This is a genomic window from Nocardia suismassiliense, assembly GCF_900269665.1.
GTDB classification, from domain to species: Bacteria; Actinomycetota; Actinomycetes; order Mycobacteriales; family Mycobacteriaceae; genus Nocardia; species Nocardia suismassiliense.
Genome location: NZ_LT985361.1, coordinates 2,256,528 through 2,278,958, shown reverse-complemented (window position 1 = coordinate 2,278,958; position 22,431 = coordinate 2,256,528). Strand labels below are relative to the sequence as shown.

Below are 22,431 nucleotides of genomic sequence, written 5' to 3'. Positions count from 1 at the left end.
TTGTCCGTTGTTGCGATATCGGCCGCGGATGCGGAGGCTGGAGGATGTGAGTGAAAAATCAGGGTTTTCCCCGTTGCCGGAACAAGTCCGGCTAGGGACTCTGGAAGAGGTGAACCCTCCGCTCGTCGTGCTGCCACCACACTCCCCCGAGGCGATAACGTCTTTCCTCGCACCGGATGCCGTGCACGATCTGCGCGGCCGGGTCATCGACGAATTGCAGTATCCGCCGATGGCGGCGCTGGTCGTCGCCGGAATACCGGGGGCGGGCAAGAGCACGGTGCTGCGCCGGTTCTTCGGCGCCACCACCGAGGCGGAAGACCCCTCCGGCGGTCCGGAAGGATCGCTCGTGCTGGACTCGCTGCAAGCCCGGAATCGGTTGCGGCACCGGCTCGGCTGGCTGCCGTATTCGCTGTGGCGGCCGGTTGTCCATGTCGTGCACTTCGCGGGAATTCGCCGGGCACTGCGGGATACGGAGGGACCGGTGGTCATCCACGACTGTGCCACCACCGGCTGGGCGCGGTGGATCATCGCCCTCTGGGCCGCGGGGTACGGCAGGGAGTTGCACGTGATCCTGCTCGATGTGCCCGCCGCGGTGGCGCGCGCCGGGCAACAGTCGCGCGGGCGACGGTCCAATCGAATGACCTTCGTGCTGCACTGCTTTCGCTGGCAGCGGCTGATGCAGCGACTGCGGACCGGTGGCGGTATGCGACCCGCGCCCGAGTCACTGGTGATCGTCGACCGGAGCAACATCAATCAGATGAACCGGGTCACCTTCGCCGCGTAGGAAGTTCGCTCGCGCCACCCGAAGAACGGACCGTCGGCGTGGGCAGGCCAGCTCCTCAGGGAACCAGCACCGTCAGCGCGCTGGGTACCGCACGGATGGTGACGGGCAGGGTGCCCGCGGGTTCACCGTCGGCGGTCGCCGGGGCGCCGGGCGCGGTCAGGGTGATCTCGGCGGCGCGATACTGCTTGACCTCGGGGTGATTCTGTCGTTTGCCCGCGGACAGCGCGGGCAGCAGCCGCAGCATCTCCACCCGGGACAGACCGCCGACCACGGTGAGGTCGAGCAGGCCGTCGTCCAGCACCGCGTCCGGGCAGATCAGCATGCCGCCGCCGTAGGTGCGGGTATTGCCGACCGCGACCATCACCGCGTTGGTGGCCACTTCCGAACCCGTCCCCGGGTTGGTCAGCCCCTCGGTGACCGCGCCGGTCAGTTCGACCCGATAGGGCACGGTGAACCGGCCGGAGATCTCGGCCAGCGCCGCGACGGTGTAGCGCAGACGACCCCTGGGCCAGCGCATAGCGTTGGCGCGCAAGGTAACTCGGGCGTCGAACCCGGTGCCGGTGACGGTGACGAACCACATCGGTGTCGATCCCGGTGCGGACGGTTCTATCCGGCCGAGGTCGATGGTCCGGATCTTTCCGTCGGCCACTAGATCGGCCGCAGCGGCCGGGTCCTCGGTGGGCACGCCGAGTTCCCGGGCGAGGTCGTTGCCGGTACCCGCCGGGACCATGCCGAGCGGAACACCCGTGTGCGCGACGGCGTCGAGGGTCACGTTGATCAGGCCGTCACCACCGATGCAGACCACCGCATCGCCGTGGCCCTGCGCGATCGAGTCCCGGACCAGCCGAACCGTTTCGGCGGCCGACGGTGCGCGCACCTCGGCGACGTCGACACCGCGTGCCCGCAAACGTGCCATTGCCGCGTCCGCGACCTCGTGTCCTGCGCGCGGGTTGGTCACCACGGTGACGGCACGCACGGTCCGGATCGAATTCTGCGTCACGGGATCAGCTTTCCAGGATTGAGGATGCCCGCCGGGTCCAATTCGGCTTTCACCGCGCGCAATACGCGAACCCCGAGATCGCCGACCTCGGCGGGCAGCCACGGGCGGTGGTCGGTGCCGACCGCGTGATGGTGGGTGATGGTGCCGCCGTTGGCCACGATCGCGTCGCCGACAGCCTGTTTCGCCGTGTGCCACTGCGCGATCGCATCATCGAGCTGCTTGGCGACGACGGTGAAGTACAACGACGCACCGGTCGGGTAGGTGTGCGAGATGTGGCACATGACCAACGGCGGGGTGCCCTGCCCGGTGAGCGAATCGGTCAGCGCGGCAGTCACCTTCGCCTTGAGCGTGCCGAGGTTCGCCCACGTCGTCGCGGTCTCCAGTGTTTCGCACAGCACGCCGACGTCCAGCAGCGCATCGCGCATGTACGGCGCGCCGAAGCGGCCGTGTTCCCATTCCCTGGCCGGGGTTTCGCCGAGCGCGGTGCCACCCGCCGCGGTGAGCAAGGCGCTCGCCTCGGCGCTGCGTGCCGCGACATGCGCGGCAGAGCCTTCGAAGGTGGTGATGGCCAGGCAGCCGGCGACCGCGTTGCCGCCGATATCGCTGGAGCGGGCCAGATTGACCCCGGTCTCGGCCTCGTCGGACAGGCGAAGCACCGTCGGTGCGGCGCCGGCCTGCACGACCGAACGCAGTGCGGCAGCACCGGTTTCGAAGTCGGGGAACGACCACCCTTGGTAGGCAGTGGTTTCCGGCACGGGGTGGACGCGCACGGTGACCTCGGTGATCACACCGAGTGCGCCTTCCGAGCCGACGAACAGCTCACGCAGGTCCGGGCCCGCCGCCGACGCAGGCGGACGGCCGAGTTCCAGTGTGCCGCTGGGGGTGGCGATCTTCAGCCGCTGGACCATGTCGTCGAACCGCCCGTACCCCGCCGAGGCCTGCCCGGACGACCGGGTGGCGGCGAACCCGCCGATGCTGGCGAATTCGAAGCTCTGCGGGAAATGCCCCAACGAAAGCCCTTGCGCCCGAAGCAGTTCCTCCGCGCGCGGGCCCGTGAGCCCGGCGCCGAGGGTCGCCATGCCGCTGACCGGGTCGATATCGGACACTCCGTCGAGCCTGCGTAGGTCCACAGCGATCACGGTGTCGAAGCGGCCGCGCACCGGATCGACGCCGCCGACCACGCTGGTGCCGCCGCCGAACGGCACGACCGCGATGGCGTGCTCGGCGCAGTAGGCCAGCACGGCGAGCACCTGGTCGTGATCGGCGGGGAAGACGATGGCGTCCGGGGCGTCCTGCGGACCCTCGGCACGGCGACGCAGCAGGTCAGGGGTGCTCTTACCGCCCGCGTGCCGCAACCGGTCGCGGTCGTCGGTCGAGACGTTGTGCGCGCCGACCACCTCGACCAACCCGTCTCGTCGGGTAGGCGTCAGCGCCGACTCTCGAAGTGGCACTTCGCCCTCATCGCGGCGCGCCACCGGGTCGCCGGACACTGCGAACACCTGCGTGAGCAGGCCCCGGATCTGTGCCGATAACGGCTTGTGTCCGGCCGGAATGCCCCAGGCATCCCAGACCATACTCGCCACGGCCTCGGCTGCGCCCGAGTTTTCTGCCGGAGCCGATGCGTCGCCGGGGTACTTCTGCGTCTCGACCATGCGTTACAGTTTGACATAGAATGTCAAGCAGTAACGAGCCGACCTCACCGAGGTGAACCTTTGACCGCACCCGACGACCCGCTCTCCGCCATTGATCTCGCGATCCTCGAGGCCGCCCGCCGCTGCGTGGCGGAGTTCGGCGTGCGCCGCACCACGCTCACCGAGGTGGCCCGGCGCGCGGGCGTCAGCAGGCCGACCGTCTACCGACGCTGGCCCGACACCGGGGCGCTGGTCGCCGAGCTGCTGGTCCGCGAGCTGCGCGCGATCGTTGACGCCACCATGCCCACCGGGGGTCCCGGCCGCACCCGGCTGGTCACCGGCATCGTCGCGGGAGCTGCGAAGGTTCGCTCGAACCCGTTGTTCGGCAAGATCTTCCGGGCCGACACCGACCTGATGCTCACCTACGTCTTCGGCCGGCTCGGCCGCAACCAGCGCGCGCTGATCGAGCTGTTCGCCGCAGGCATCCGAGAAGGTCAGCAGGACGGGTCCATTCGCGATGGCGACCCCGAGCAGCTGGCCACCATGCTCCTGCTGATCGCGCAATCCGCGGTTCAGTCGGCGGGCACGGTCGAACCGCTGCTCGCCGGAGCCGACCTGGACACGGAGCTGTCCCACGCACTCGACGGCTATCTCGTGCCGGCCGATCGGCACGGCACCGAACTCGGAAAGGCATTGCGATGACCAGGAATTCGGTTGTCACCGGCGACTCGGCCCTCAACGCGGAACGCCGCACCAGGGAGCTGCGGCAGCTCGGCGACGGGGGCGAGATCGACGTTCTGGTGATCGGCGGCGGCGTAACCGGTGTCGGTGCCGCACTCGACGCGGTGGCGCGCGGACTGCGCACCGTGCTGGTGGAGCGGCACGACCTTGCGTTCGGCACCAGCCGGTGGAGTTCGAAGCTGGTGCACGGTGGGCTGCGGTATCTGGCCAGCGGTCAGGTCGGCATCGCGCACGAAAGTGCCGTCGAGCGCGGCATTCTGATCCGCACCACGGCGCCGCATCTCGTCCGCCCGCTGCCGCAGCTGGTGCCGCTGCTGCCCAGCATCGGAGCCGCGCAGAGCGCGTTGGTGCGGGTGGGTTTCCTGGCGGGCGACGCGCTGCGCCGCGGTGCGGGCACCCCGGCCGCGATCCTGCCGCGTTCCCGCCGGGTCGCGGCCGCCGAAGCGCTGCGGCTCGCACCGACCGTGCGCCGCGACGGACTACGCGGCGGGCTCCAGTCGTGGGACGGTCAGCTCGTCGACGACGCCCGGCTGGTGGTCGCATTGGCGCGCACCGCGGCAGCGCACGGCGCGACGGTCCTCACCCGCGTGGAAGCCCTTGACGTGAACGGCAATTCGGCTCGTCTCCGGGACACCCTGACCGGCGAGACCATGTCCGTGCGCGCCCGCGCCGTCGTCAACGCCACCGGTGTGTGGGCCGACGAGGTCGATCCCAGCATCGAGTTGCGTCCGAGTCGCGGCACCCACCTGGTGTTCGATGCCGCGTCGTTCGGCGGGCTCACCGCCTCGCTGACCGTCCCGGTGCCGGGCAGCACCAGCCGTTTCGTCTTCGCCTTCCCCGCCGCGCACGGCCGTGTGTACCTGGGCCTGACCGACGAGGACGCCCCCGGCCCGGTCCCGGACGAACCGAAACCGACCGAGACCGAGATCGACTTCCTGCTCGACACCATCAACACCGCACTGCGTGAACCGTTGACCCGCGCCGACATTCGCGGCACCTACGCAGGCCTGCGTCCGCTACTGAAGACCGCCGACGACAGCACCGCCGACATCTCCCGCAAACACGCGGTCCTGCACTCCCCCACCGGGGTCATCACCATCGTCGGCGGCAAACTCACCACCTACCGCCAGATGGCCGAGGACGTCATCGATGCGGCCGTCACCCGCGCCGGACTCACCGCGGGCCCGTGCCGCACCAAACGACTTCCGTTGGTGGGCGCGGTGTCCGGCGCCGCTCGTGACCGCATCGACGCACCCCCGGTGTTGATCGACCGCTACGGCAGCGAAGCAGCGACCGTTCTCGCTGCCGCCCAGCACAATCCGGCACTAGCCCAACCGGTGGCACCCGGAATAGACGTCACCGCAGCGGAATTCCACTTCGCCGTCACCCACGAGGGCGCACTCGACGCCGACGACCTCCTGGACCGCCGCACCCGGATCGGCCTGATCGCCGAAGACCGCGCGGCCGCCATCCCGGCCGCGGTGGCCGCTTTGGCACCGGCCACCTAGGTCCAGGCGCGACCACCAAAGGTTGCGGCCACAGCCGCACACCTTCTGAGGTCCCGCACTGAGACTCGCCGCTCTGACACGCGTGCGGGCGCCGAAGCGGGTGCGGCTGTGGCTGGGCGGATACCGCAGCGGTCGATCCTTCCAACTGCCACTCAGGCGCTGGCGGCGGCCACTTAGGCGCTGGCGGCCACTCAGGTTTCCGAGACGGATCCGTCGAACGTCCACGAATCGATATCGGCGCACATGGTGGCCCGCGGCCAGCCGTCGAGGCCGTGGGCGGCTTCGGCGGCGCGGATGGCGTGCAGACCCGGTGTCTGCTCCTCTTCGGACAGGTAGCGGAAGCCGAGGCGCTCGTAGTACGGGCCGTTCCAGGCGACGTCGACGAAGGTGGTGAGGGTGATCGACTGCATGCCATGGTCTTTGGCCCAGAACACGGCGTGGTCGATGAGCTGCTTGCCGATCCGGCGGCCGCGGTGGTCGGGGTGCACCGACACCTGATCGATGTGCGCCATCTGGTCGACGACGCCGAGGACCAGGTAACCGATCGGGTGGTCGCCGTCGTCGGTCCAGACCCACGCGCGTCCGGCGCGCTGGAATTCGCGCAAGGTTTCTAAGGGCGGCGGTTCATCCTCCGCCACGGCTGTCATACCGATTTCCGCGAACGGTCTACCCGCTGCGATCTCGATATCCTGCAGGACTGGCAAGTCGTCCTCGGTCGCCGGTCGGATCACGGACACCTTCGCATCATAGAGATCAGGTGGCGGGCGTGGCGAGAATGCCCTCGATCAGCACCCGCAGTGCCCATCGGGCACGCTGGTCCCCCTCGCCCGACATCATGGTGTCTCCCAGGGCCACGATCATCGGATAGCGCTCGGCCGGCAGCGCGGCGAAGCGCTCGCGGACCTCGGCGAGGTGTGCCTCGGCGCGCATCCCTTTGGTGTTGTAGGCGCTCTGTTCGGCGGCGACCGCGGTGATGTGCAGGAACAGCAGGTCGACGGCCCACGAGTTGGTGCGCTCGTCCACCCCGCCCTCGGCGAGCAGCGCCAGCATCCGGTCGACGAGCACGAGTGCGTTCGTCCCGGTCGGGATCGCCCCGAGTGCGACGAGCGCCAATCCCTCGTGCCTGCTCATCACCGTGACCGCCGACTCGACCAGGGCGAACAGTCGTTCGCGCCAGGTGCCGCCGGTCGGTTCCTCGATCGTGCCGAGCACGTGGTCGAGCATGGCGGCCATCAGGTCGTCGCGGTTGGCGACGTAGACGTAGAGCGAGGCCGCGCCGGTGTCGAGTTCCTGGGCGACGCGGCGCATGGTCAGCGCGGCCTGGCCGTCCTGATCGAGGACGCGCAGGCCGGTTTCGATGATCACGTCGCGGCTGAGTGGAGCCTTCGCGGGGCGAGCTCGGCGGCTGACAGGTGTTGGATTCATGACCACGCCTCGCTCGGCCGTGCCGAACCGCCTGCTCGCTTTCTGCGCTCGCTCATGGCGTCGAGCATACGCGTGGGACGAACACCGTTTGACACGAACAGCGTTCGTTTCGTACTGTCACTCTCAACGAACAACGTTCGTAACGATCTAAGTTCGATCGCCGCCCTCCACCTCGAAGGAGGTGTCCATGTCCATCCCCACCCAGTCCACAGCGGCAAATCCCCAGGTCAACAGCCGCATGTGGGCAATACTCGCCGTCATCCTCGCTGCCGACATCCTCGACCTACTCGACGCGACGATCACCAACATCGCCGCGCCGACGATCGCCGCGGACCTGCACGGCGGCCAGGCCTTGATCCAGTGGCTCGGCGCGAGCTACGCCCTCGCCCTCGGCGTGCTGCTCGTCGTCGGCGGCCGACTCGGCGACCGCTTCGGCAAACGCCGTCTGTTCCTGATCGGGCTCGCCGGGTTCACCGTCGCCTCGGTCGCCTGCGGCCTGGCCTTCGATCCGGTCTCGATCATCGCGGCCCGGCTGGTGCAAGGCGCGTTCGGCGCGCTGCTGATTCCGCAGGGCTTCGGCGTCCTCACCGCGGTGTTCCCGCGTGCACAACTGGGCAAGGCGTTCAGCGTCTTCGGCCCGGCGCTGGGCCTTTCCGCGGTGGGCGGGCCGATCGTGGCCGGCTTGCTGATCGACGCCGACCTGTTCGGCCTCGGTTGGCGCGCCATGTTCCTGATCAATATCGGGCTGGGCGGTGCCGCGTTCGCCGCCGCTTACCGCCTGCTGCCGCCCGACACCGGCGACCGCACAGTCACCATCGACGGGCTCGGCGCGGGACTGCTCGGTACCGCCATGTTCGGTGCGCTGTTCGGGCTCATCGACGGCGCGGCCACCGGTTGGACCGTACTGCCCCTTGGCTGTCTCGTCGGCAGTCTGGCCGGCTTCGGCCTGTTCATCCGGCGTCAGCTGACCGCCGCGGAGCCACTGATCCGGCCGACGCTGTTCCAGAACCGGGGCTTCACCTCGGGACTCCTGCTCGGACTCGTGTTCTTCGCCGCGGTGTCCGGATTGCTCTACGTGCTGTCGCTGTTCCTGCAAACCGGGCTCGGCTACAGCCCGACCGGTGCCGCGCTCGGTCTCGCGCCGCTGGCGGTGGGAATCGTGCTCGCCTCGATCGCGGCGCATCAGTTCATCGCCCGGCTCGGTCGCAACCTCATCTCGATCGGCTTGCTCATCACACTGATCGGCATCGGTCTGCTGCTCGTGCTCGCACTGACCGCCGGAACAACCGTCGGACCGTGGGCGCTCGCCGTGCCCGTCTTGATCCTCGGGCTCGGCATGGGCACCTGCTTCGGCACCGTCTACCAGGTCACCATCGGTGATATCGAGCAGGCGGAAACCGGCAGTGCCAGTGGGTCTCTCACTGCCGTGCAACAACTCGCTAATGCCATCGGCGCGGCCGCCGTCACCACGGTGTACTTCCACACCGTCGGCTCGGGGCAGGCGCACGCATTGATCGTCAGCCTGGTGCTGGTTGCCGTCAGCACCGTCGTCTGTTGCGCATTGGTTCTGCTGATGCCGCGCAACGCACCGGCCGAGCACTGATGTGCCGGTCCGCCCGTGGCAGACCGGCGCGCCCCACCAATTCACCACTCACCAAGGACTTCTCATGATTCTCGTTACCGGCGGCCGCGGCGCGGTCGCCACCAACCTGCTCGACCTGCTGCGCGCCGACGGCCGCGCTGTCCGTGTCGGATCCGCCCACCCCGAGCAGCTCCGAGTTCCCGCGGACGTGCCGACTGTCGCCTGTGACCTGGCCGATCCGACCACTTTTCCTGCTGCCCTCACCGATGTCACCTCGGTATTCCTGTACGCGGAGGGCACAACCATCAGCGAATTCGTCACCGCCGCAACCGAAGCCGGTGTCGAGCACATCGTCCTGCTGTCGTCGTCCTCGGTGCTCGATCCCGATGCCGCGACCAACCCGGTCGCGAAATCGCATCTGGACGCCGAGCTCGGACTCGCCGACGCCCCGATGACCGTCAGCGTGCTGCGCCCGGGGGCCTTCGCAGGCAATGCCCGTGGTTGGGCCTGGGCGATCAAGGCAGGTCAACCGATCAGCCTGCCGTACCCGAACGCGTACGGCGATCCGATCCACGAGCTCGATATCGCCGAGGCCGCGTACACCCTGCTCACCGAGCCGGACTCGCCGGGCGGCCGGTACCACCTGACCGGTCCCGAGACCCTCACCTTCACCGAGCAGCTCGATCGCGTCGGTCAAGTCATCGGCCGCACCATCGCCATCGACCACGTGACTCCCGAAGTGTGGAAAGAGCAGATGGCGGAGCACATTCCCGCCCACTTCGCCGACGGTCTGCTCGCGTACTGGCAACGCTGCGACGGTGTGCCGAATCCGATCACCGACGACGTCAGCACCCTCACCGGACGACCGGCCCGCAGCTTCACCAGCTGGCTCGAGGAGAACGCCGCTGTGTTCACCGGGTGAACTCGTGCAATTGATCCGTTTCCGACAGCCACACATCCGGCTGTCGGAAACGTTTGCGCCGGGCGGACCGGCATTTGAACCGAGTGTCGGGCGAGACGGTCGCCACACTTCCGCCCCTGACCGAACGGGACGAACACCACCACTGCCTGTGGCGTTCCCGTAGCCGACCGACCGACCACAATCGTGGCGGCACTGGCGGATTCAGCGGTCTGCAAATCCTTCCGATCGGTAGCGACGAAGTGCCAGGACGTAGCCCCGCAGCCCCTCGGCGCGCCGATCCACCCGGCGCACACGCTCTATGCTGGCTTCGAATGTCGGTAATGCGCCGGGAAGGAGGGCGCGGATGCGCAGCAAATCATCCACCGTTGGTATCGCGCAGGGTGACGGCCTTGTCGCGCGCTTCGGTGGCGTCGTCGTCTATCTGGCTGGGGAAACCGCCTCCACGGACCGGATCCTGGGCGCGATCGAGGCGGTCGCGGAGGCGGCGCATCCCGGCGCGGCGCTCGCGCAACGGCTGGCCGCCGTGGTTTTCGGCAGCACGTCCGAGACGCCGCCGTTCGGCGTGGTGGCCCCGACCGACGACGGCACCCTGATCCTGCTGCGCGGACCGGTCTACGCCGAGATCAGCGGTGCGGAGGGCACCCGGCGGCTGGATGGGTCGCGCGCGTTCACCTGGGTGGACGAGATCGTGCGCGAACCACTGCGCCGGATCACCGTCGGCACCGACGTCGGCAAACCGCTGAAAGCGTTGCCGCGCACCGACCTGCGCGCCGGTGTGGTTCCCGGTGGTGGTTTCGTCCTGACTGTCGCGCTCAAGCGTGCGGGCAAGGCGGCCAAGAGCGCTGCGGCACCCCGCCCGTCCGCCGGCGGCTCGGCAGCCGAGCCGCCGCCGACCGCCGCCGCCGGATTCGCCGCGACACCCGAACCCACCGGTGCCGATGCGGCGGTCGACGCGTCGCCTGCCACGGTTTCGCCCTCCGATACCGCGGCGGCGGCGAGCGTGTCGTCGGTCATCCGGGCAGCCCCGGCCGGCCGGGCCTCCTCGGCTACCCGGTCCGGCGCGGCTCAGTCCCCGTCGGCGCCCGCACCCACGTCGACCCGGGCCGCGACCTCCACCACGAGCCAGCCGTCGGAATCGGCGCGGCCACGCATGCGGCCACGGCCACCGATCGGCAACCGTCCCGCGGCGGATCGGCCACTCGCCTGGTCGCAAACCCATCAACCCGGGCCGCGACCGGAACCCGTTGCGCTGCACAAGACCTCGGCCGATCGCGTGGCCCGCATCGTCCGCCCGGCCGCCGAGCAGGACCACGCCGTCGGCAACCTGATCCTGGAGAACGGCGCGGCCTATCCTCTGGACCGCCCCTACGTCATCGGCAGGGGCCCACAGGCCGACGACTCCGTCCGTTCCGCCACCGCCGCGCCCATCGTGATCCAACGCGACCGCCACGTCTCCCGCGTGCACGCCTACGTCTCGGTCGACCGCGGCAAGGTCTTCGTCCGCGACGCCACCGCCACCTCCGGCACCTTCATCGCCCCACCCGGCACCGACCAGTGGACCCGAATCGGCACCTCCCCCACCGAACTCCGCCCCGGCTGGAGCGTCCGCATCAGCGATCGCGTGATCACCTACCGCAGAACAGAAGAGGCGGACGGCGACCGCCGCGAATCCGAGTGACGCACGCGTTGGCGTGAACCGCCGCGAACTTTGTTCCTCAACAGCCGATTACGGTCATCCCGGCAGCCGACTCACCTTTGACGGCGGGCGCGACGAAGATAGCGGCGGCGCTTGCCGATTCGACGTGCACCGATCGATGCTGCCAGGCCTGCGGCGGCGGCTAGGGTGGCGGAGCCTGCGGTCGTGGCTAACGCCGGTGGGTGGCCGAGGAGGATCCAGGCACCGCCGACGAGGGCGACGGCGAGCAGGGCGGCACTGATCACCAGGCCGGCACTGTTGGCGAATGCACCGCGGCCCCTGCGTAACCGGCGCATGTTCGACTCGAGGTAGGCGAGGGCGAACAGGGCGAGCAGGACGACGGTCGCGGCCGTGACGGTGGTTGCCGGGCGCTGGACAACATGCAATTCGACTTGCTCGGTGGCGATTTCGCTGTTGTTCCGCAGCAGAACGAGCTCACCGGTGAGGTGCCCCGCCATCACGTACTGATTCACCGGCGCGGGCAACGTGGCCCCTGGTTCGCCCGGTATGAACGGCACGACTTCGCCCAGGAGCGGCACCCCGAGCACCGTAACCTTCAGCGACGCGGCGTCCGCGTCGATCCCATTGACGCGCACCGGGATCGGCTTCGTCAGATCGATCTCCACGGGCGTCGTGGCCGGATCAACTCCACCGAGGGTGACCGCGCCCGGCGGCAAGTCACCACCGATCGATGAACGACCAAACCCCAAGACCACTAACGCCACCGCCGCAATCGCGAGGACCGCGGCGATGGCGAACGGTACCCACGGCGATTTGAAGGTGACGACCTCCTGGATGAGCACCAGGTCCCGTCGATCGATCTCGGCCAGCCGTGCACCGTTGTCGGGCATCGGCTGCAACGGCCGCACCCGGGTCACCGGCCCACGAAACGGCATCGCACCCTGCGCCTGTGCCGCAGGCCCTACCGGTGGCCGAGCCCCAGCCGGAGGGAACGCACCTGTAGGCCGGCCTCCCACTGGATGACCGCCCACCGGTCGCGGACCAGTCGGCGGCCGCGAACCAGTCTCGGGCCGCGATCCGGCCGGATACCACTGCACGGTTGGCGGAGCAGTCCCCGCCGACCCAGCCGTCGACCGCGGCGGCTCACTCTCCAGCGCAGGCCCGAACAGCGGCGGCATCCCAGATCCCTCGGACGGCGCAGCTGATTTCGATGCCCCGCCAGGAAACCAAGGCGTGGTCGGCGGGGCAGCACCGAATGGCTGATCCGCCGACAAGGACTCCGTGTCCGACGCCGACGACGTACGTCGCTCCGAAGGTGTGCCAGGCGCGGCCGATCCCGATGGAACGCTCGACTCCTGCTGCCCACCAGGCATCGCCGGTCGAAACGGCGGTGGGGCCCGATAGGCATTCGGCGGAACGGGTCCGCCAGGGGATGAGCCGGTTCCACCAGAGAGCGCGCCAGGTCCGCCAGAGGGCGAGCCGGGTGATCCAGCAGTTCCCCCAGCGGGCACAGCAGTTCCGCTGGGGGACAGCGATGTTCCGCCCGCTGGATATGGCGGGACACCCGGTCGTGGTCCGGGGGTGACCGGCGGTGTGCGGCGGTGTCGAACAGCTCCACGACTCGACATCCGCCCACTTCCGGTTGCGGCGGCAACGATAGTGTCCGCGCCGATCACCGGAATCCCCACGGGCGTAAGCCAATCCTCACCCCAGCAGTAGGCGGCAGGCTGTGCGAGTGCGATCCCGAAGGACTCCGCAGTGTCGAACCGATCCGCGGGATCGGTTGCCAACCCACGCATCACCACGGCGGCGATCGGTTCCGGCACGCTCGGAGCGACCGCACTCAGCGGGATCGGCTCATCGAAGGCATGCGCGAACAACATGGCCAGCGGACCGTCACCCGGCGGAAACGGCAGCACCCCCGACAGCAGCTGATAAAGCATCGTCGCCAGCGCGTACACATCCGTGGCGGGTGAAAGTTGTTGCCCCCGTGCTTGCTCCGGCGCGATATAGGACGGCGTACCGATGATGTCGCCCGCCTTCGTCACCCATGTCTCGTCGCCGCCGACGATCTTGGCGATACCGAAGTCGGTGAGCTTGACCGCCCCGCCCGCCGCGAACATCAGATTCGCCGGCTTCACATCACGGTGCAGCACCCGATGCCGGTGTGCGGCGGCCAATCCCGCAGCGCAGGACAGTGCGATCGCGACGGCGGTCGCGGAATCGTAACCGTCCGTGGCGAATCGCTCGCCCACCGTGCCACCCGGCAGATACTCCATCACCAGCAGGCAGAGCTCACCGTGCTCCAGATAGTCGAAAACCCGCACCACATGCGGATGGTCGATCGCCGCGAGCACCCGAGCCTCCGCGACGAACCGGCGGCGGACCTGCTCGTCGTGCGCGAACTGCGGCGGGATCTGCTTGATCGCGACCGGCCTGCCCAGCCTGCGATGCGTGCCCGCGAGCACCACCCCGCACCCGCCCCGGCCGAGCTCGGCGCCGATGTCGTAGGCGGGCAAGGCAGCCCGCACCAGTTCGTCCTGTTCGGTCACGACGCCGATCCTTCGGCAGGCAGCCGGTAGGCGGGAGCGTCGGCGATCTCGTCGGTATCAGCATCGGCATCCACGTCGTCGTCCTCGTCCGGCTCCGGCGTCGGCGACGCGTAGCCGGGCAGGAAAGCAACGGCCGCCGTCGTTCCCGCGAACGCCAGCCACAAACCGGTATCCGGCACCCACCACTTCGCCACCGACGCGGTGAACGCGAACACCAGCCCGATCCCGAGCCCCGGCGCGAGCAACCGCAGCCCGCGCTGCCAGCGGTTGGCCGAAAGCCGGTGCCGGGCAATGGCCAACGCGGCGTCTGCGATGCCCAGCGCGGTCAATACAGCCAGCGCGATCCCGAACAACCCGTAGACCGACCACAACGATCCGCGCACATCGGTGACCAAGGGAATCTCGGCCACCGCAATACCACTCGCGCCGTACACCGCGAGTTCACCGCCGATCAGCCCGGTCGCCTGCCCGGCCAGCCCACGCAACTCCAGTCGATACCGCAGCGACTCGGATTTGCCTGGCGCAATGGTCAATTCGACGGCGGTGGAGTACGAGAAGAAGCTCAACCCGAGCACCCGCCCCGCGAGGTCGACGTGCCGGATCTCCAGCGGCGCACTCGTATTGTTCGTCAACTCGATCGCGACCCGGATCGTGCTGTCCGGCTCGAGCCGCAACGGCTTCTCCACCGACGTCCCCGCGATATCGCGTCTATCGAAATTCGCGGACATGTCCACCCCGTCGGGCTTCGCACCCGCCTGCGCCGCCGGCCACAGCAGCGCAACCAGTAACAGCACCGGCCAGACAACAGCCCGAATGCCTTGGAAACCACCGCTCATTCGCCCCTCCGCGCGGGTAGATGCGATACGAGGCGATGGCCGTAGTACCACCCGCCGAGCACCAGGAAGAACAGGATCACGGTCAGCGTCGACGTCCCCGACCCGACGCTGCCGACCAGCACCACATCCAGCGGCGCCGCCAGGGTGCGTCCGCACTTCGCTGTCACCTGATGCCTGCCGACGTCCATCGCACCGGTGGCCAACGGCACCTCGAAGGCACCGTCCACCCCGGCCACGGTCTTACCTACGGCGACATCGCCGATCGCGACATCGACCGGTACCCCCGGCTGACAGCCGTGACCACTGGCCGTGACACCAACCCCGGGGCCGACCGATGACGGCGTGAGACCCATTGCGGCAGGCGGTAATTGAGGAGGCGGCAGCGGCAACGGCTCGGGCGCGGGCGGCACAACCGCCGGAGTGCGCACCGGATTCCGCGGTGGCGCAACAACGTTCGGCGTAGGCGGCGGTTCGACGACTTCAGGAGGCGGCGGCGGTGGTGGGGGCGGCGGCGGAAGCAGAACCTCGGGCAGCGGCGGAATCACCACCTCCGGCGGTGTGATCGGCGGCGTGGTGACCTCCGGTGGCGTGGTCGGCGGCGTCGTAATATCCGGCGGCCTCGGCCTACTCGACGGCGGCACCGGCGCACAGGTCGGCCCATCGGACCCATCGCACGGATCGGGCGGCCGAGGCGGCGGCACCGCTCGGCCGGGTGAAACGGGCCCGTCATGGGTCCCACTGCCATCCTGCGGTGGCGGTGCGTCCCGGCCACCGCTGCCATCCGGCCGCCGAGCGGGCGCACCCGTCCCGTCCCGGGTCCCACCGCCATCATCCGGCGGCGGCGGTAGCGGGCTCGACGGCTGCCGCACCGGAACCACCGCCGGCGGCCGATCACCCGTCTCGACGCGCTCGTCTACCCCGCTATCCAGCAGCGCAAGCGCGTAACGCCCGGCAGAGCCGTCCCACGGTCCCGATATCGGTGACAGCCGATGCGCGTCCCCGACCACCGCTACCGACTTCGAATCCCCGACCGCAGGCGCCCCCGGAGCCCCGGCCAGCACACCCGCACACAGGATGGCCCCCAGCAGCACCCGACCCGCGCGCCGCTGTGCCACCTGCCGACGCGCTGCGCCGGCACGCGAAGCACCTGGTGCCAGCGTCCCCATCGGCCATGCTCTCGCTAGGCATACCGCCGCCCGCGCGCCGACCCTGCCCGGTGCGCTGACGGACTCTGTACGACCGCGCCCATCGTGCGTGCGATCCCTAGCATCGTAAGGCCGTGTGCGCCAACGCGGAGCCAACTCCGACGAGCCGACCTCGGAGATTAACGGCGTGCGTACGTTCAAGATCTGGGGACGCACGCGGCTCCGCACGCCCGTTATGGTCAGCGCGGGCAACCAGCGTGTTCCGCACCCGCATCGCCGCGAGTGCATACCATCGAAGTAGCTGGTCCCCTGCCCGACTCAGACACCGCGAAGAGGACAATACGAACTATGCACCGTAACGGTCCGACCGAGGACATCGACGAGTCCGCCCTGAGCGTGACCGCGCCGAAAGAGCAGGCTGCGGGTGTCACCGCGGTCGCGGTGTCGTTGCAGCGTGCGGTCGGCGAGATGGGCGTGATTCGCACCGCTCGCACCCTCGCGCGGGTCAATCAGGTGCACGGTTTCGACTGCCCCGGCTGTGCCTGGCCGGAGCCGACCGGTCATCGCCGCCCGGCCGAGTTCTGTGAGAACGGCGCGAAGGCGGTCGCCGAGGAGGCGACGCTGCGCACGGTCACGCCGGAGTTCTTCGCGGCGCACTCGATCGACGAGCTGGCGGACAAGTCGGGGTACTGGCTCGGCCAGCAGGGCAGGCTGACGCATCCGATGGTGCTGCGCCCCGGCGACACCCACTATTCCCGCATCGCCTGGGACGACGCCTATCGCATCGTCGCGGATCACTTGGGCGCCTTGGCTTCTCCGGATGAGGCGGTCTTCTACACCTCCGGCCGCACCAGCAACGAAACCGCGTTCCTCTATCAGCTGCTGGTCCGTAGTTTCGGCACCAACAATCTGCCGGACTGCTCGAACATGTGCCATGAGTCCTCGGGCGCCGCGCTGACCAGCTCGATCGGCATCGGCAAGGGCTCGGTCTCGATCGACGACTTCGCCGCCGCGGATCTGATCATCGTCGCGGGCCAGAACCCGGGCACCAATCATCCACGCATGCTCAGCGCGCTGGCGAACGCCAAAACCGAAGGCGCGAAGATCATTGCGATCAACCCGCTGCCGGAGACCGGGCTGCTCGGCTTCCGCGACCCGCAGACGGTCAAGGGTTTCACCACCGGTGTCTCCATCGCCGACCACTTCCTGCAGATCCGCCTCGGCGGCGACATGGCGTTGTTCCAGGCCCTCGGCCGGCTGTTGTTCGAGGCCGAGGACCGCGCGCCGGGCACGGTGGTGGACCGGGAGTTCGTCGACGAGCATTGCGCCGGCTTCGCCGAGTACGAAAAGCAGGTTCGCGCGGTCGATTTCGACACCGTGCTGGCGGCGACGGGCCTGACCCAGGCCGAATTGGACCGCACCGCACAACAAATGGCCGAGGCGAAGAGCATCATCATCTGCTGGGCCATGGGCCTCACCCAGCAGGCGCACGGCGTCGCCACCATCGAGGAGGCGACGAACCTGCTGCTGCTGCGCGGGATGATCGGCAAGCCGGGCGCGGGTGTCTGCCCGGTGCGCGGGCATTCGAATGTGCAGGGCGACCGCACCATGGGCATCTGGGAGAAGATGCCGGACGCGTTCCTCGACGCCCTGGATCAGGAATTCGGCATCACCAGTCCGCGTAAGCACGGCCTCGACACGGTCGACGCCATCCGCGCCATGCGGGACGGGCGTGCGTCGGTGTTCGTCGGGATGGGTGGCAACTTCGTCTCGGCCACGCCGGACACCGCGGTGACCGAGGCCGCGTTGCGCAATTGCGCACTGACCGTGCAGATTTCCACCAAACTGAATCGTAGTCATGTCGTGCACGGCAAGACCGCGCTGATCCTGCCCACCCTCGGCCGCACCGATCAGGATCTGCGCGACGGCCGCAAACAGCAGGTGTCGGTGGAGGATTCGATGTCGATGGTGCACTTGTCGACCGGGCGGCTCACGCCGGTGAGCAAGCACCTGCGCAGCGAGGTCGCCATCGTCTGCGATCTCGCGCTGACCCTGTTCGGCGCGGACCATCCGGTCCCGTGGGCAAAGTTCCGGCGCGACTACGACACCATCCGCGACGCGATCTCCCGGGTCGTGCCCGGCTGTGCCGACTACAACACGCGGGTCCGCGCCCGCAACGGCTTCGTGCTACCGCACCCGCCCCGGGACAACCGCGAATTCCGCACCAGCACCGGCAAAGCCAACTTCGCGGTGAACGAGCTCAGCTGGACGCCGGTCCCCGAGGGCAGGCTGATCCTGCAGACGCTGCGCAGCCACGACCAGTACAACACCACCATCTACGGCCTCGACGACCGCTATCGCGGCGTGCACGGCGGTCGCAAGGTGGTGCTGGTGCACCCCGAGGACATCACCGCGCTCGGTTTCGCGGAAGACGAACTGGTCGATGTCATTTCGGAGTGGACCGACGGTACCGAGCGCAGCGTCAAGGGTTTCCGGCTCGTCGCGTACCCGACCCCGCGCGGTAATGCCGCGGCCTACTATCCCGAGACGAATCCCCTTGTCCCCCTTGACCATGTCGCGGCACGGTCGAACACCCCGGTGTCCAAGTCGGTCACCATCAGACTCGAGCGGACCACTGATGAGTAGAGTCACCGCCCGCCGCAGAACGCGCCGGATCTCCCCGTCGGGTGAGATCCAGCGCCCCGACACGCTCGCCGTGGAAGAGCCGCTGGAGATCCGGATCGGCGGCCAATCCCTGGCCGTCACCATGCGCACCCCCGGTAACGATGTCGACCTGGTGCACGGATTCCTGTTGAGCGAGGGCATGATCGGCGTCGCCGAGGAGATCACGGCGGCCCGCTACTGCACGGGCACCGACGACGACGGCCGCCAAACCTACAACGTCCTCGACCTCACCCTGCGCACCGCGGTCCCGGTGCGTACCCGCAGTTTCCTGTCCACCGGTGCGTGTGGGCTGTGCGGCAAGACCGCGCTCGACGAGGTCCGCACGCTGTCGAGGTATCCGATCGCCGAAGGCGGACCGGTGGTGGACACCCAGGTGCTCGCGGGGATGCCGGATACCCTGCGCAGCAACCAATCCCTGTTCGAGGCGACCGGCGGTCTGCACGCGGCCGGGCTGTTCGCGCCGGACGGCACCGCGCTCGCGGTACGCGAGGACATCGGCAGGCACAACGCCGTGGACAAGGTGATCGGCTGGGCGCTACGCCAAAACCGCGTACCCGCACGGGATCTGGTGCTCATCGTCAGTGGTCGCGCCTCCTTCGAGCTGGTGCAGAAGGCGGTGATGGCGGGCATCGGGATGCTCGGCGCCGTCTCCGCCCCCAGTTCACTGGCCGTCGACCTCGCCGCGGAGGCGGGACTGACACTGGCCGGTTTCCTACGTGGCGAGACGATGAACGTCTACACCCACGGCGGCCGGATCACCGCCTCACCGAACAGGAAACCGCGGCTGGCCTGATCAGCTCTTGCCCGGACCGGATGTCCGCTTTACCGTGACAGCACGTAGTCGGAGCAGTTCGGGCGGGAACGGAGAGACCGATGCGGTTCTCGGTGGAAGGTACCCAGGAGGGCCTGCGCGTCCGGATGCGGTTCGAACAGCACCGCCGCCGCCTGCTGGCCACCCGGATCGTCTTGGCGGTCCTCGCCGTGCAGGGAGCCGTCATCGGCCTGTGGGCGACCTTCGCGCCGCACTCCTGGTACACCAGCTTTCCCGGCTTCGGCATGCAGTGGATCTCCCCCGACGGCCCGTTCAACCATCATCTGGCCGCCGACGTCGGCGCGTTCTTCCTGGCACTCACCGCGGTGACCATCGGCGCGCTGGTCCTCAACAGCACCGCGGCGGCCCGCCTGGCTGGCATCGGCTGGCTCACCTTCAGCCTGCCGCACTTCGTTTATCACGCCTTCCACCGGCCCGAGGGCATGGGCGGGGTCAGTCTGACCCTCAGCCTGCTCGCCGCCGCGCTCTTGATCGCCCTCGGCCTCGCCTGCCTGCTCTTACCGCCACGCGGCGATATCCCGATGACCGATCCCGCGCCGGTGCACGTGCGCTTCCCGCGTCGCCGCCGCTGAACCGACGACAACGCCCCACAACCCGGCTAGGCGCTGTGGGGCGTTTGCATTGTCTGTGCGGCTGGGGGCTGAGCTACGCCGTCCGGACCGCGAGCAGGCGGTCCTTCGCGAGGCAGAGCCGCGCCACCGACGTGAGTATTCGTTCCCCGGTTAGATCAACCGCGAACTGTTGCTGTTCAGTCCTTCAGTGCATCGAGCAGCGCCGCACGCTGACGTGCGCCGAGCCCGCCGATCCGACGATCCTCCGGGATCTCCGCCTGATCCATCAGCTTGGCAGCCTTCACCGGTCCGACGCCGGGCAGAGCCTTGATCACCGCGGCGACCTTCGTCTTCTTGACCAGCTCATCAGAGTCGGCCTTCTTCAGCAGGTCGGCGACCGAAACCTTGCCCGCCTTCACCTTGCCGATCAGTTCGGAGCGCGCCTTGCGGACCGCTGCCGCTTTGGCCAACGCTTCAGTGCGCTGCTCCGCGGTCATGGTAGGCAGTGCCATGTCTCCTCCGCTTCCACTCGTCACTCGAACATCTGGTTGACCGGACCGAGTAAACAGCACTTCACCGGCAGTGCAAGGCCGACACACCGGGATCGGTTCGGCGGAGTTAGCGATGAGTTTCCTGGCTCCGCGCCGTTGAACGCAGTAATCAGCGGGCAAAAAGGACGAAAACCGCCCACGGTCCGCTGACCGGACCGAATGCGCCCAGTCGGTAACGCCGTGCCCGGTCAGAGCGACAGAATTAACGAAAGCATCAGCGCGGGATAAAGGTTCAACGGCGAGCCACGGGGGATCAAAGACGATCCCCGGCACCGGGCGCGAGCGGGGTTGCCCGATCGTCACCGTGTCCCATTGCGAGGATGCTGACAACAGCACAGCGGAAACGGGGGCAGGTAACTTTCGGGGGGATTCCCCACGGCCCGAGCCACATCGATCGCCGTGGACAGCGCAACGAGAGCGCGGAACCGATCCTTGACCGCCCCCGCCGCTGTGCTGCTACGCTGCCGAACTAGAACAGGTTCCAATTCGGCAGGAGTTCCGATGGCCAAGCAGATCCGCGACGTGGTCGAGCAGTACGTGAAACTGGTCGGCTCCGGTCCGACCGAGGCCGTCGTCGAGCTCTACGCCGCCGACGCGACCGTCGAGGATCCCGTCGGCACCCCGGTCCGGCACGGGCACGCCGCCATCCGCGAGTTCTACGACGTGCTCGCCGCCCTCGACCGGGAGACCGAACTGCGGCCCGAGACCATCCGCATCGCGGGCAACGAGGCGGCGTTCATGTTCACCGTCGTCACCCGCGTCGGCGGTCAGCGCTTCACCCTCTCGCCCATCGACGTGATGGAATTCGACGACGAAGGCAAGATCGTGCGCATGCGCGCCTTCTGGAGTCAGGAAGACATGGCGATCGAACCCGAGTGACTCGCCGGGTTTTTCGGCGCAGATAGCGCTTCAGCGTGTCCTCGGCGCGCGGAATCGACTATGAAGAGTAGGTGTCGATGCCTCCTGTCCGCTACCCTCGCAGCGAGCTACTACCCAGCTCCCGGTGATCGGGCAGCCCGGCATCTCCCGATTTGTCGAGTTCCGTTCCGCCCTTCCACTTTTGGAGCCGCATGCCCGAGGAACACCCCTTCGACGATGTCGCGCAGTTGGCCAGGCGGGTCGAGCGGGCCCGCGGCCGGCTGGCCTACCAGTTCGATCCCGCGCTCACCGAGGCCCTGGCCGAGGACGAGCTGGAGGCCGAGCGTGAACTGGCCGAACGCATCCGCACCCAGGATCGCGGGCAGCGCTGGAAGTACGCCGAAGCTGTCTCCGCCGCCGCCGACCGCGCCAGGCAGACCAAAGAAGCCATCGAAAAGGCCGACATCCGCGACCTGCTGATGGCGCGCAAAGCCATCGCCGCCCAGCGTCGCGAATCCAGCCCGCACGCCCAGCTCGCCTCGCTCTACCGGCATCGCGCCTGGTCGCTGCGCGCGCTCGCCGGCGTGGTGATCGCGGGCATGCTGTGGTCGGCGGTCAACGTGCAGCACAACATCGCACCCGACGGCATCACCGACCCGCTGTACTGGTTCAGCTACCTGGTCGAGGCGATGATCAGCGTCTGCCTGGTCATCATCATGATCGGCACCACCAAACTCTCCGAATGGGGCGTGCTGAACAGCCGCCGCCAGGTCGTCTCCGCCGAAATCGTGCTGCTCGCACTGACTGTCGGGCTGAACACCTACCCGCATGTCAAGGACGCACGGTGGTTCGACGCCGGCGTGCACGCGGTCGCACCCATGATGATCGGTGTCGCGCTGCTGACGCACAATGCGGCGAGTGCGCGATACAGCCAAGCGATCACCCGCGCCACCGAACACATCCGCGAGAATCCCGATCGGCCGCGGCCGATGCACGACAGCACGCTGCTCGGCGCGACGCGCGGGTAATCGTCAGATAGACGGCGGTAGGGGTACCGCCTGGTCGCTGTGTGACGTACCGACCGACCTCGAATGGGCACGTGTTGTTGCGGGTCGCGCAGGGTCGACGGTACGGTTTGCGCAGGTAACGGGGGTGGGCACCGGGACGCATC

Annotated in this window: 19 protein-coding genes; 11 read left to right on the top strand and 8 right to left on the bottom strand. The window is 68.6% G+C overall.

Annotated features, from left to right (window positions below; translation table 11 throughout):
* Positions 1 to 109: 109 nt before the first annotated feature.
* Positions 110 to 784: an AAA family ATPase gene (locus tag DBO33_RS10120; RefSeq protein ID WP_234390764.1), complete on the top strand. Its 675-nt coding sequence runs from the start codon at positions 110 to 112 to the stop codon at positions 782 to 784.
* A gap of 55 nt (positions 785 to 839) precedes the next feature.
* Here DBO33_RS10120 and DBO33_RS10115 read toward each other — a convergent pair whose 3' ends face one another.
* Both DBO33_RS10115 and DBO33_RS10110 read right to left on the bottom strand, forming a co-directional pair.
* Positions 840 to 1,784 (bottom strand): diacylglycerol kinase, encoded by a 945-nt coding sequence (locus DBO33_RS10115; protein WP_107654795.1) that lies wholly within the window; start codon positions 1,782 to 1,784, stop codon positions 840 to 842.
* A complete protein-coding gene (locus DBO33_RS10110) occupies positions 1,781 to 3,358 on the bottom strand; it encodes an FAD-binding oxidoreductase (protein ID WP_107660133.1) in 1,578 nt (525 codons plus the stop codon). Before DBO33_RS10110 ends, DBO33_RS10115 begins: the two co-directional genes overlap by 4 nt.
* Before the next feature lie 138 nt (positions 3,359 to 3,496).
* Between DBO33_RS10110 and DBO33_RS10105 the strand changes: the two genes are divergently transcribed.
* On the top strand, positions 3,497 to 4,117 hold the full coding sequence (locus DBO33_RS10105) for a TetR/AcrR family transcriptional regulator (protein WP_107654794.1): 621 nt from the start codon (positions 3,497 to 3,499) through the stop codon (positions 4,115 to 4,117).
* Positions 4,114 to 5,664 carry a glycerol-3-phosphate dehydrogenase/oxidase gene (locus tag DBO33_RS10100; protein ID WP_107654793.1) on the top strand — a complete coding sequence of 517 codons (1,551 nt, stop codon included), beginning with the start codon at positions 4,114 to 4,116 and terminating at the stop codon, positions 5,662 to 5,664. The genes DBO33_RS10105 and DBO33_RS10100 overlap by 4 nt, the downstream gene beginning before the upstream one ends.
* Before the next feature lie 191 nt (positions 5,665 to 5,855).
* Here DBO33_RS10100 and DBO33_RS10095 read toward each other — a convergent pair whose 3' ends face one another.
* Together DBO33_RS10095 and DBO33_RS10090 are read right to left on the bottom strand one after the other, a co-directional pair.
* The gene (locus DBO33_RS10095; RefSeq protein WP_107660132.1) at positions 5,856 to 6,311 is read right to left on the bottom strand and encodes a GNAT family N-acetyltransferase; all 456 of its coding nucleotides are present in this window, start codon (positions 6,309 to 6,311) and stop codon (positions 5,856 to 5,858) included.
* A gap of 106 nt (positions 6,312 to 6,417) precedes the next feature.
* Positions 6,418 to 7,089 carry a TetR/AcrR family transcriptional regulator gene (locus DBO33_RS10090; RefSeq protein ID WP_107654792.1) on the bottom strand — a complete coding sequence of 224 codons (672 nt, stop codon included), beginning with the start codon at positions 7,087 to 7,089 and terminating at the stop codon, positions 6,418 to 6,420.
* A gap of 187 nt (positions 7,090 to 7,276) precedes the next feature.
* Between DBO33_RS10090 and DBO33_RS10085 the strand changes: the two genes are divergently transcribed.
* From DBO33_RS10085 to DBO33_RS10075, 3 genes are all read left to right on the top strand, one after another.
* Positions 7,277 to 8,692, top strand: a complete 1,416-nt coding sequence (locus tag DBO33_RS10085) for an MFS transporter (protein WP_199856572.1) — start codon at positions 7,277 to 7,279, stop codon at positions 8,690 to 8,692.
* Between the two features lie 64 nt (positions 8,693 to 8,756).
* On the top strand, positions 8,757 to 9,593 hold the full coding sequence (locus DBO33_RS10080; RefSeq protein WP_107660130.1) for an SDR family oxidoreductase: 837 nt from the start codon (positions 8,757 to 8,759) through the stop codon (positions 9,591 to 9,593).
* A 343-nt stretch (positions 9,594 to 9,936) separates the two neighbouring features.
* Entirely contained in the window at positions 9,937 to 11,271 is a 1,335-nt protein-coding gene (locus DBO33_RS10075; RefSeq protein ID WP_107654791.1) for an FHA domain-containing protein, read from the top strand.
* Positions 11,272 to 11,342: 71 nt separating this feature from the next.
* Here the strand turns inward: DBO33_RS10075 and DBO33_RS43915 are convergent, their stop codons facing one another.
* Genes DBO33_RS43915 through DBO33_RS42660 form a run of 3 tightly spaced genes read right to left on the bottom strand, consistent with a single transcriptional unit; the run spans position 11,343 to position 15,279 of the window.
* A complete protein-coding gene (locus DBO33_RS43915) occupies positions 11,343 to 13,802 on the bottom strand; it encodes a serine/threonine-protein kinase (RefSeq protein WP_234390763.1) in 2,460 nt (819 codons plus the stop codon).
* Positions 13,799 to 14,638, bottom strand: coding sequence for a hypothetical protein (locus DBO33_RS10065; RefSeq protein ID WP_107654790.1), 840 nt, complete (start codon positions 14,636 to 14,638; stop codon positions 13,799 to 13,801). Before DBO33_RS10065 ends, DBO33_RS43915 begins: the two co-directional genes overlap by 4 nt.
* On the bottom strand, positions 14,635 to 15,279 hold the full coding sequence (locus tag DBO33_RS42660; protein ID WP_159080191.1) for a hypothetical protein: 645 nt from the start codon (positions 15,277 to 15,279) through the stop codon (positions 14,635 to 14,637). Before DBO33_RS42660 ends, DBO33_RS10065 begins: the two co-directional genes overlap by 4 nt.
* Positions 15,280 to 16,131: 852 nt before the next feature.
* Between DBO33_RS42660 and DBO33_RS10055 the strand changes: the two genes are divergently transcribed.
* From DBO33_RS10055 to DBO33_RS10045, 3 genes are all read left to right on the top strand, one after another.
* Positions 16,132 to 18,429 (top strand): FdhF/YdeP family oxidoreductase, encoded by a 2,298-nt coding sequence (locus DBO33_RS10055; protein WP_107654788.1) that lies wholly within the window; start codon positions 16,132 to 16,134, stop codon positions 18,427 to 18,429.
* Positions 18,422 to 19,261: a formate dehydrogenase accessory sulfurtransferase FdhD gene (gene fdhD / locus DBO33_RS10050; RefSeq protein WP_107654787.1), complete on the top strand. Its 840-nt coding sequence runs from the start codon at positions 18,422 to 18,424 to the stop codon at positions 19,259 to 19,261. Before DBO33_RS10055 ends, fdhD begins: the two co-directional genes overlap by 8 nt.
* Before the next feature lie 80 nt (positions 19,262 to 19,341).
* Positions 19,342 to 19,872: a hypothetical protein gene (locus tag DBO33_RS10045; RefSeq protein WP_107654786.1), complete on the top strand. Its 531-nt coding sequence runs from the start codon at positions 19,342 to 19,344 to the stop codon at positions 19,870 to 19,872.
* A 176-nt stretch (positions 19,873 to 20,048) separates the two neighbouring features.
* On the opposite strand, the gene mihF is transcribed toward DBO33_RS10045, so the two are convergent.
* Positions 20,049 to 20,363: an integration host factor, actinobacterial type gene (mihF, locus tag DBO33_RS10040; RefSeq protein WP_029895202.1), complete on the bottom strand. Its 315-nt coding sequence runs from the start codon at positions 20,361 to 20,363 to the stop codon at positions 20,049 to 20,051.
* 540 nt (positions 20,364 to 20,903) lie between these two features.
* On the opposite strand from mihF, the gene DBO33_RS10035 reads away from it, so the two are divergent.
* Together DBO33_RS10035 and DBO33_RS10030 are read left to right on the top strand one after the other, a co-directional pair.
* On the top strand, positions 20,904 to 21,281 hold the full coding sequence (locus tag DBO33_RS10035; protein ID WP_107654785.1) for a nuclear transport factor 2 family protein: 378 nt from the start codon (positions 20,904 to 20,906) through the stop codon (positions 21,279 to 21,281).
* 191 nt (positions 21,282 to 21,472) lie between these two features.
* A complete protein-coding gene (locus DBO33_RS10030; RefSeq protein WP_107654784.1) occupies positions 21,473 to 22,288 on the top strand; it encodes a hypothetical protein in 816 nt (271 codons plus the stop codon).
* The last annotated feature ends 143 nt before the right edge of the window (positions 22,289 to 22,431 follow it).

Bases quoted from the DNA above. Each gene is read 5' to 3' on its own strand.
- DBO33_RS10110 (WP_107660133.1), bottom strand. From the start codon at position 3,358: ATGGTCTGGGATGCCTGGGGCATTCCGGCCGGACACAAGCCGTTATCG.
- DBO33_RS10095 (WP_107660132.1), bottom strand. From the start codon at position 6,311: ATGACAGCCGTGGCGGAGGATGAACCGCCGCCCTTAGAAACCTTGCGC.
- fdhD (WP_107654787.1), top strand. From the start codon at position 18,422: ATGAGTAGAGTCACCGCCCGCCGCAGAACGCGCCGGATCTCCCCGTCG.
- DBO33_RS10075 (WP_107654791.1), top strand. From the start codon at position 9,937: ATGCGCAGCAAATCATCCACCGTTGGTATCGCGCAGGGTGACGGCCTT.
- DBO33_RS10035 (WP_107654785.1), top strand. From the start codon at position 20,904: ATGGCCAAGCAGATCCGCGACGTGGTCGAGCAGTACGTGAAACTGGTC.
- DBO33_RS10090 (WP_107654792.1), bottom strand. From the start codon at position 7,089: ATGAATCCAACACCTGTCAGCCGCCGAGCTCGCCCCGCGAAGGCTCCA.
- DBO33_RS10085 (WP_199856572.1), top strand. From the start codon at position 7,277: ATGTCCATCCCCACCCAGTCCACAGCGGCAAATCCCCAGGTCAACAGC.
- DBO33_RS10080 (WP_107660130.1), top strand. From the start codon at position 8,757: ATGATTCTCGTTACCGGCGGCCGCGGCGCGGTCGCCACCAACCTGCTC.
- mihF (WP_029895202.1), bottom strand. From the start codon at position 20,363: ATGGCACTGCCTACCATGACCGCGGAGCAGCGCACTGAAGCGTTGGCC.
- DBO33_RS10030 (WP_107654784.1), top strand. From the start codon at position 21,473: ATGCCCGAGGAACACCCCTTCGACGATGTCGCGCAGTTGGCCAGGCGG.
- DBO33_RS10045 (WP_107654786.1), top strand. From the start codon at position 19,342: ATGCGGTTCTCGGTGGAAGGTACCCAGGAGGGCCTGCGCGTCCGGATG.
- DBO33_RS10065 (WP_107654790.1), bottom strand. From the start codon at position 14,638: ATGAGCGGTGGTTTCCAAGGCATTCGGGCTGTTGTCTGGCCGGTGCTG.
- DBO33_RS10055 (WP_107654788.1), top strand. From the start codon at position 16,132: ATGCACCGTAACGGTCCGACCGAGGACATCGACGAGTCCGCCCTGAGC.
- DBO33_RS10100 (WP_107654793.1), top strand. From the start codon at position 4,114: ATGACCAGGAATTCGGTTGTCACCGGCGACTCGGCCCTCAACGCGGAA.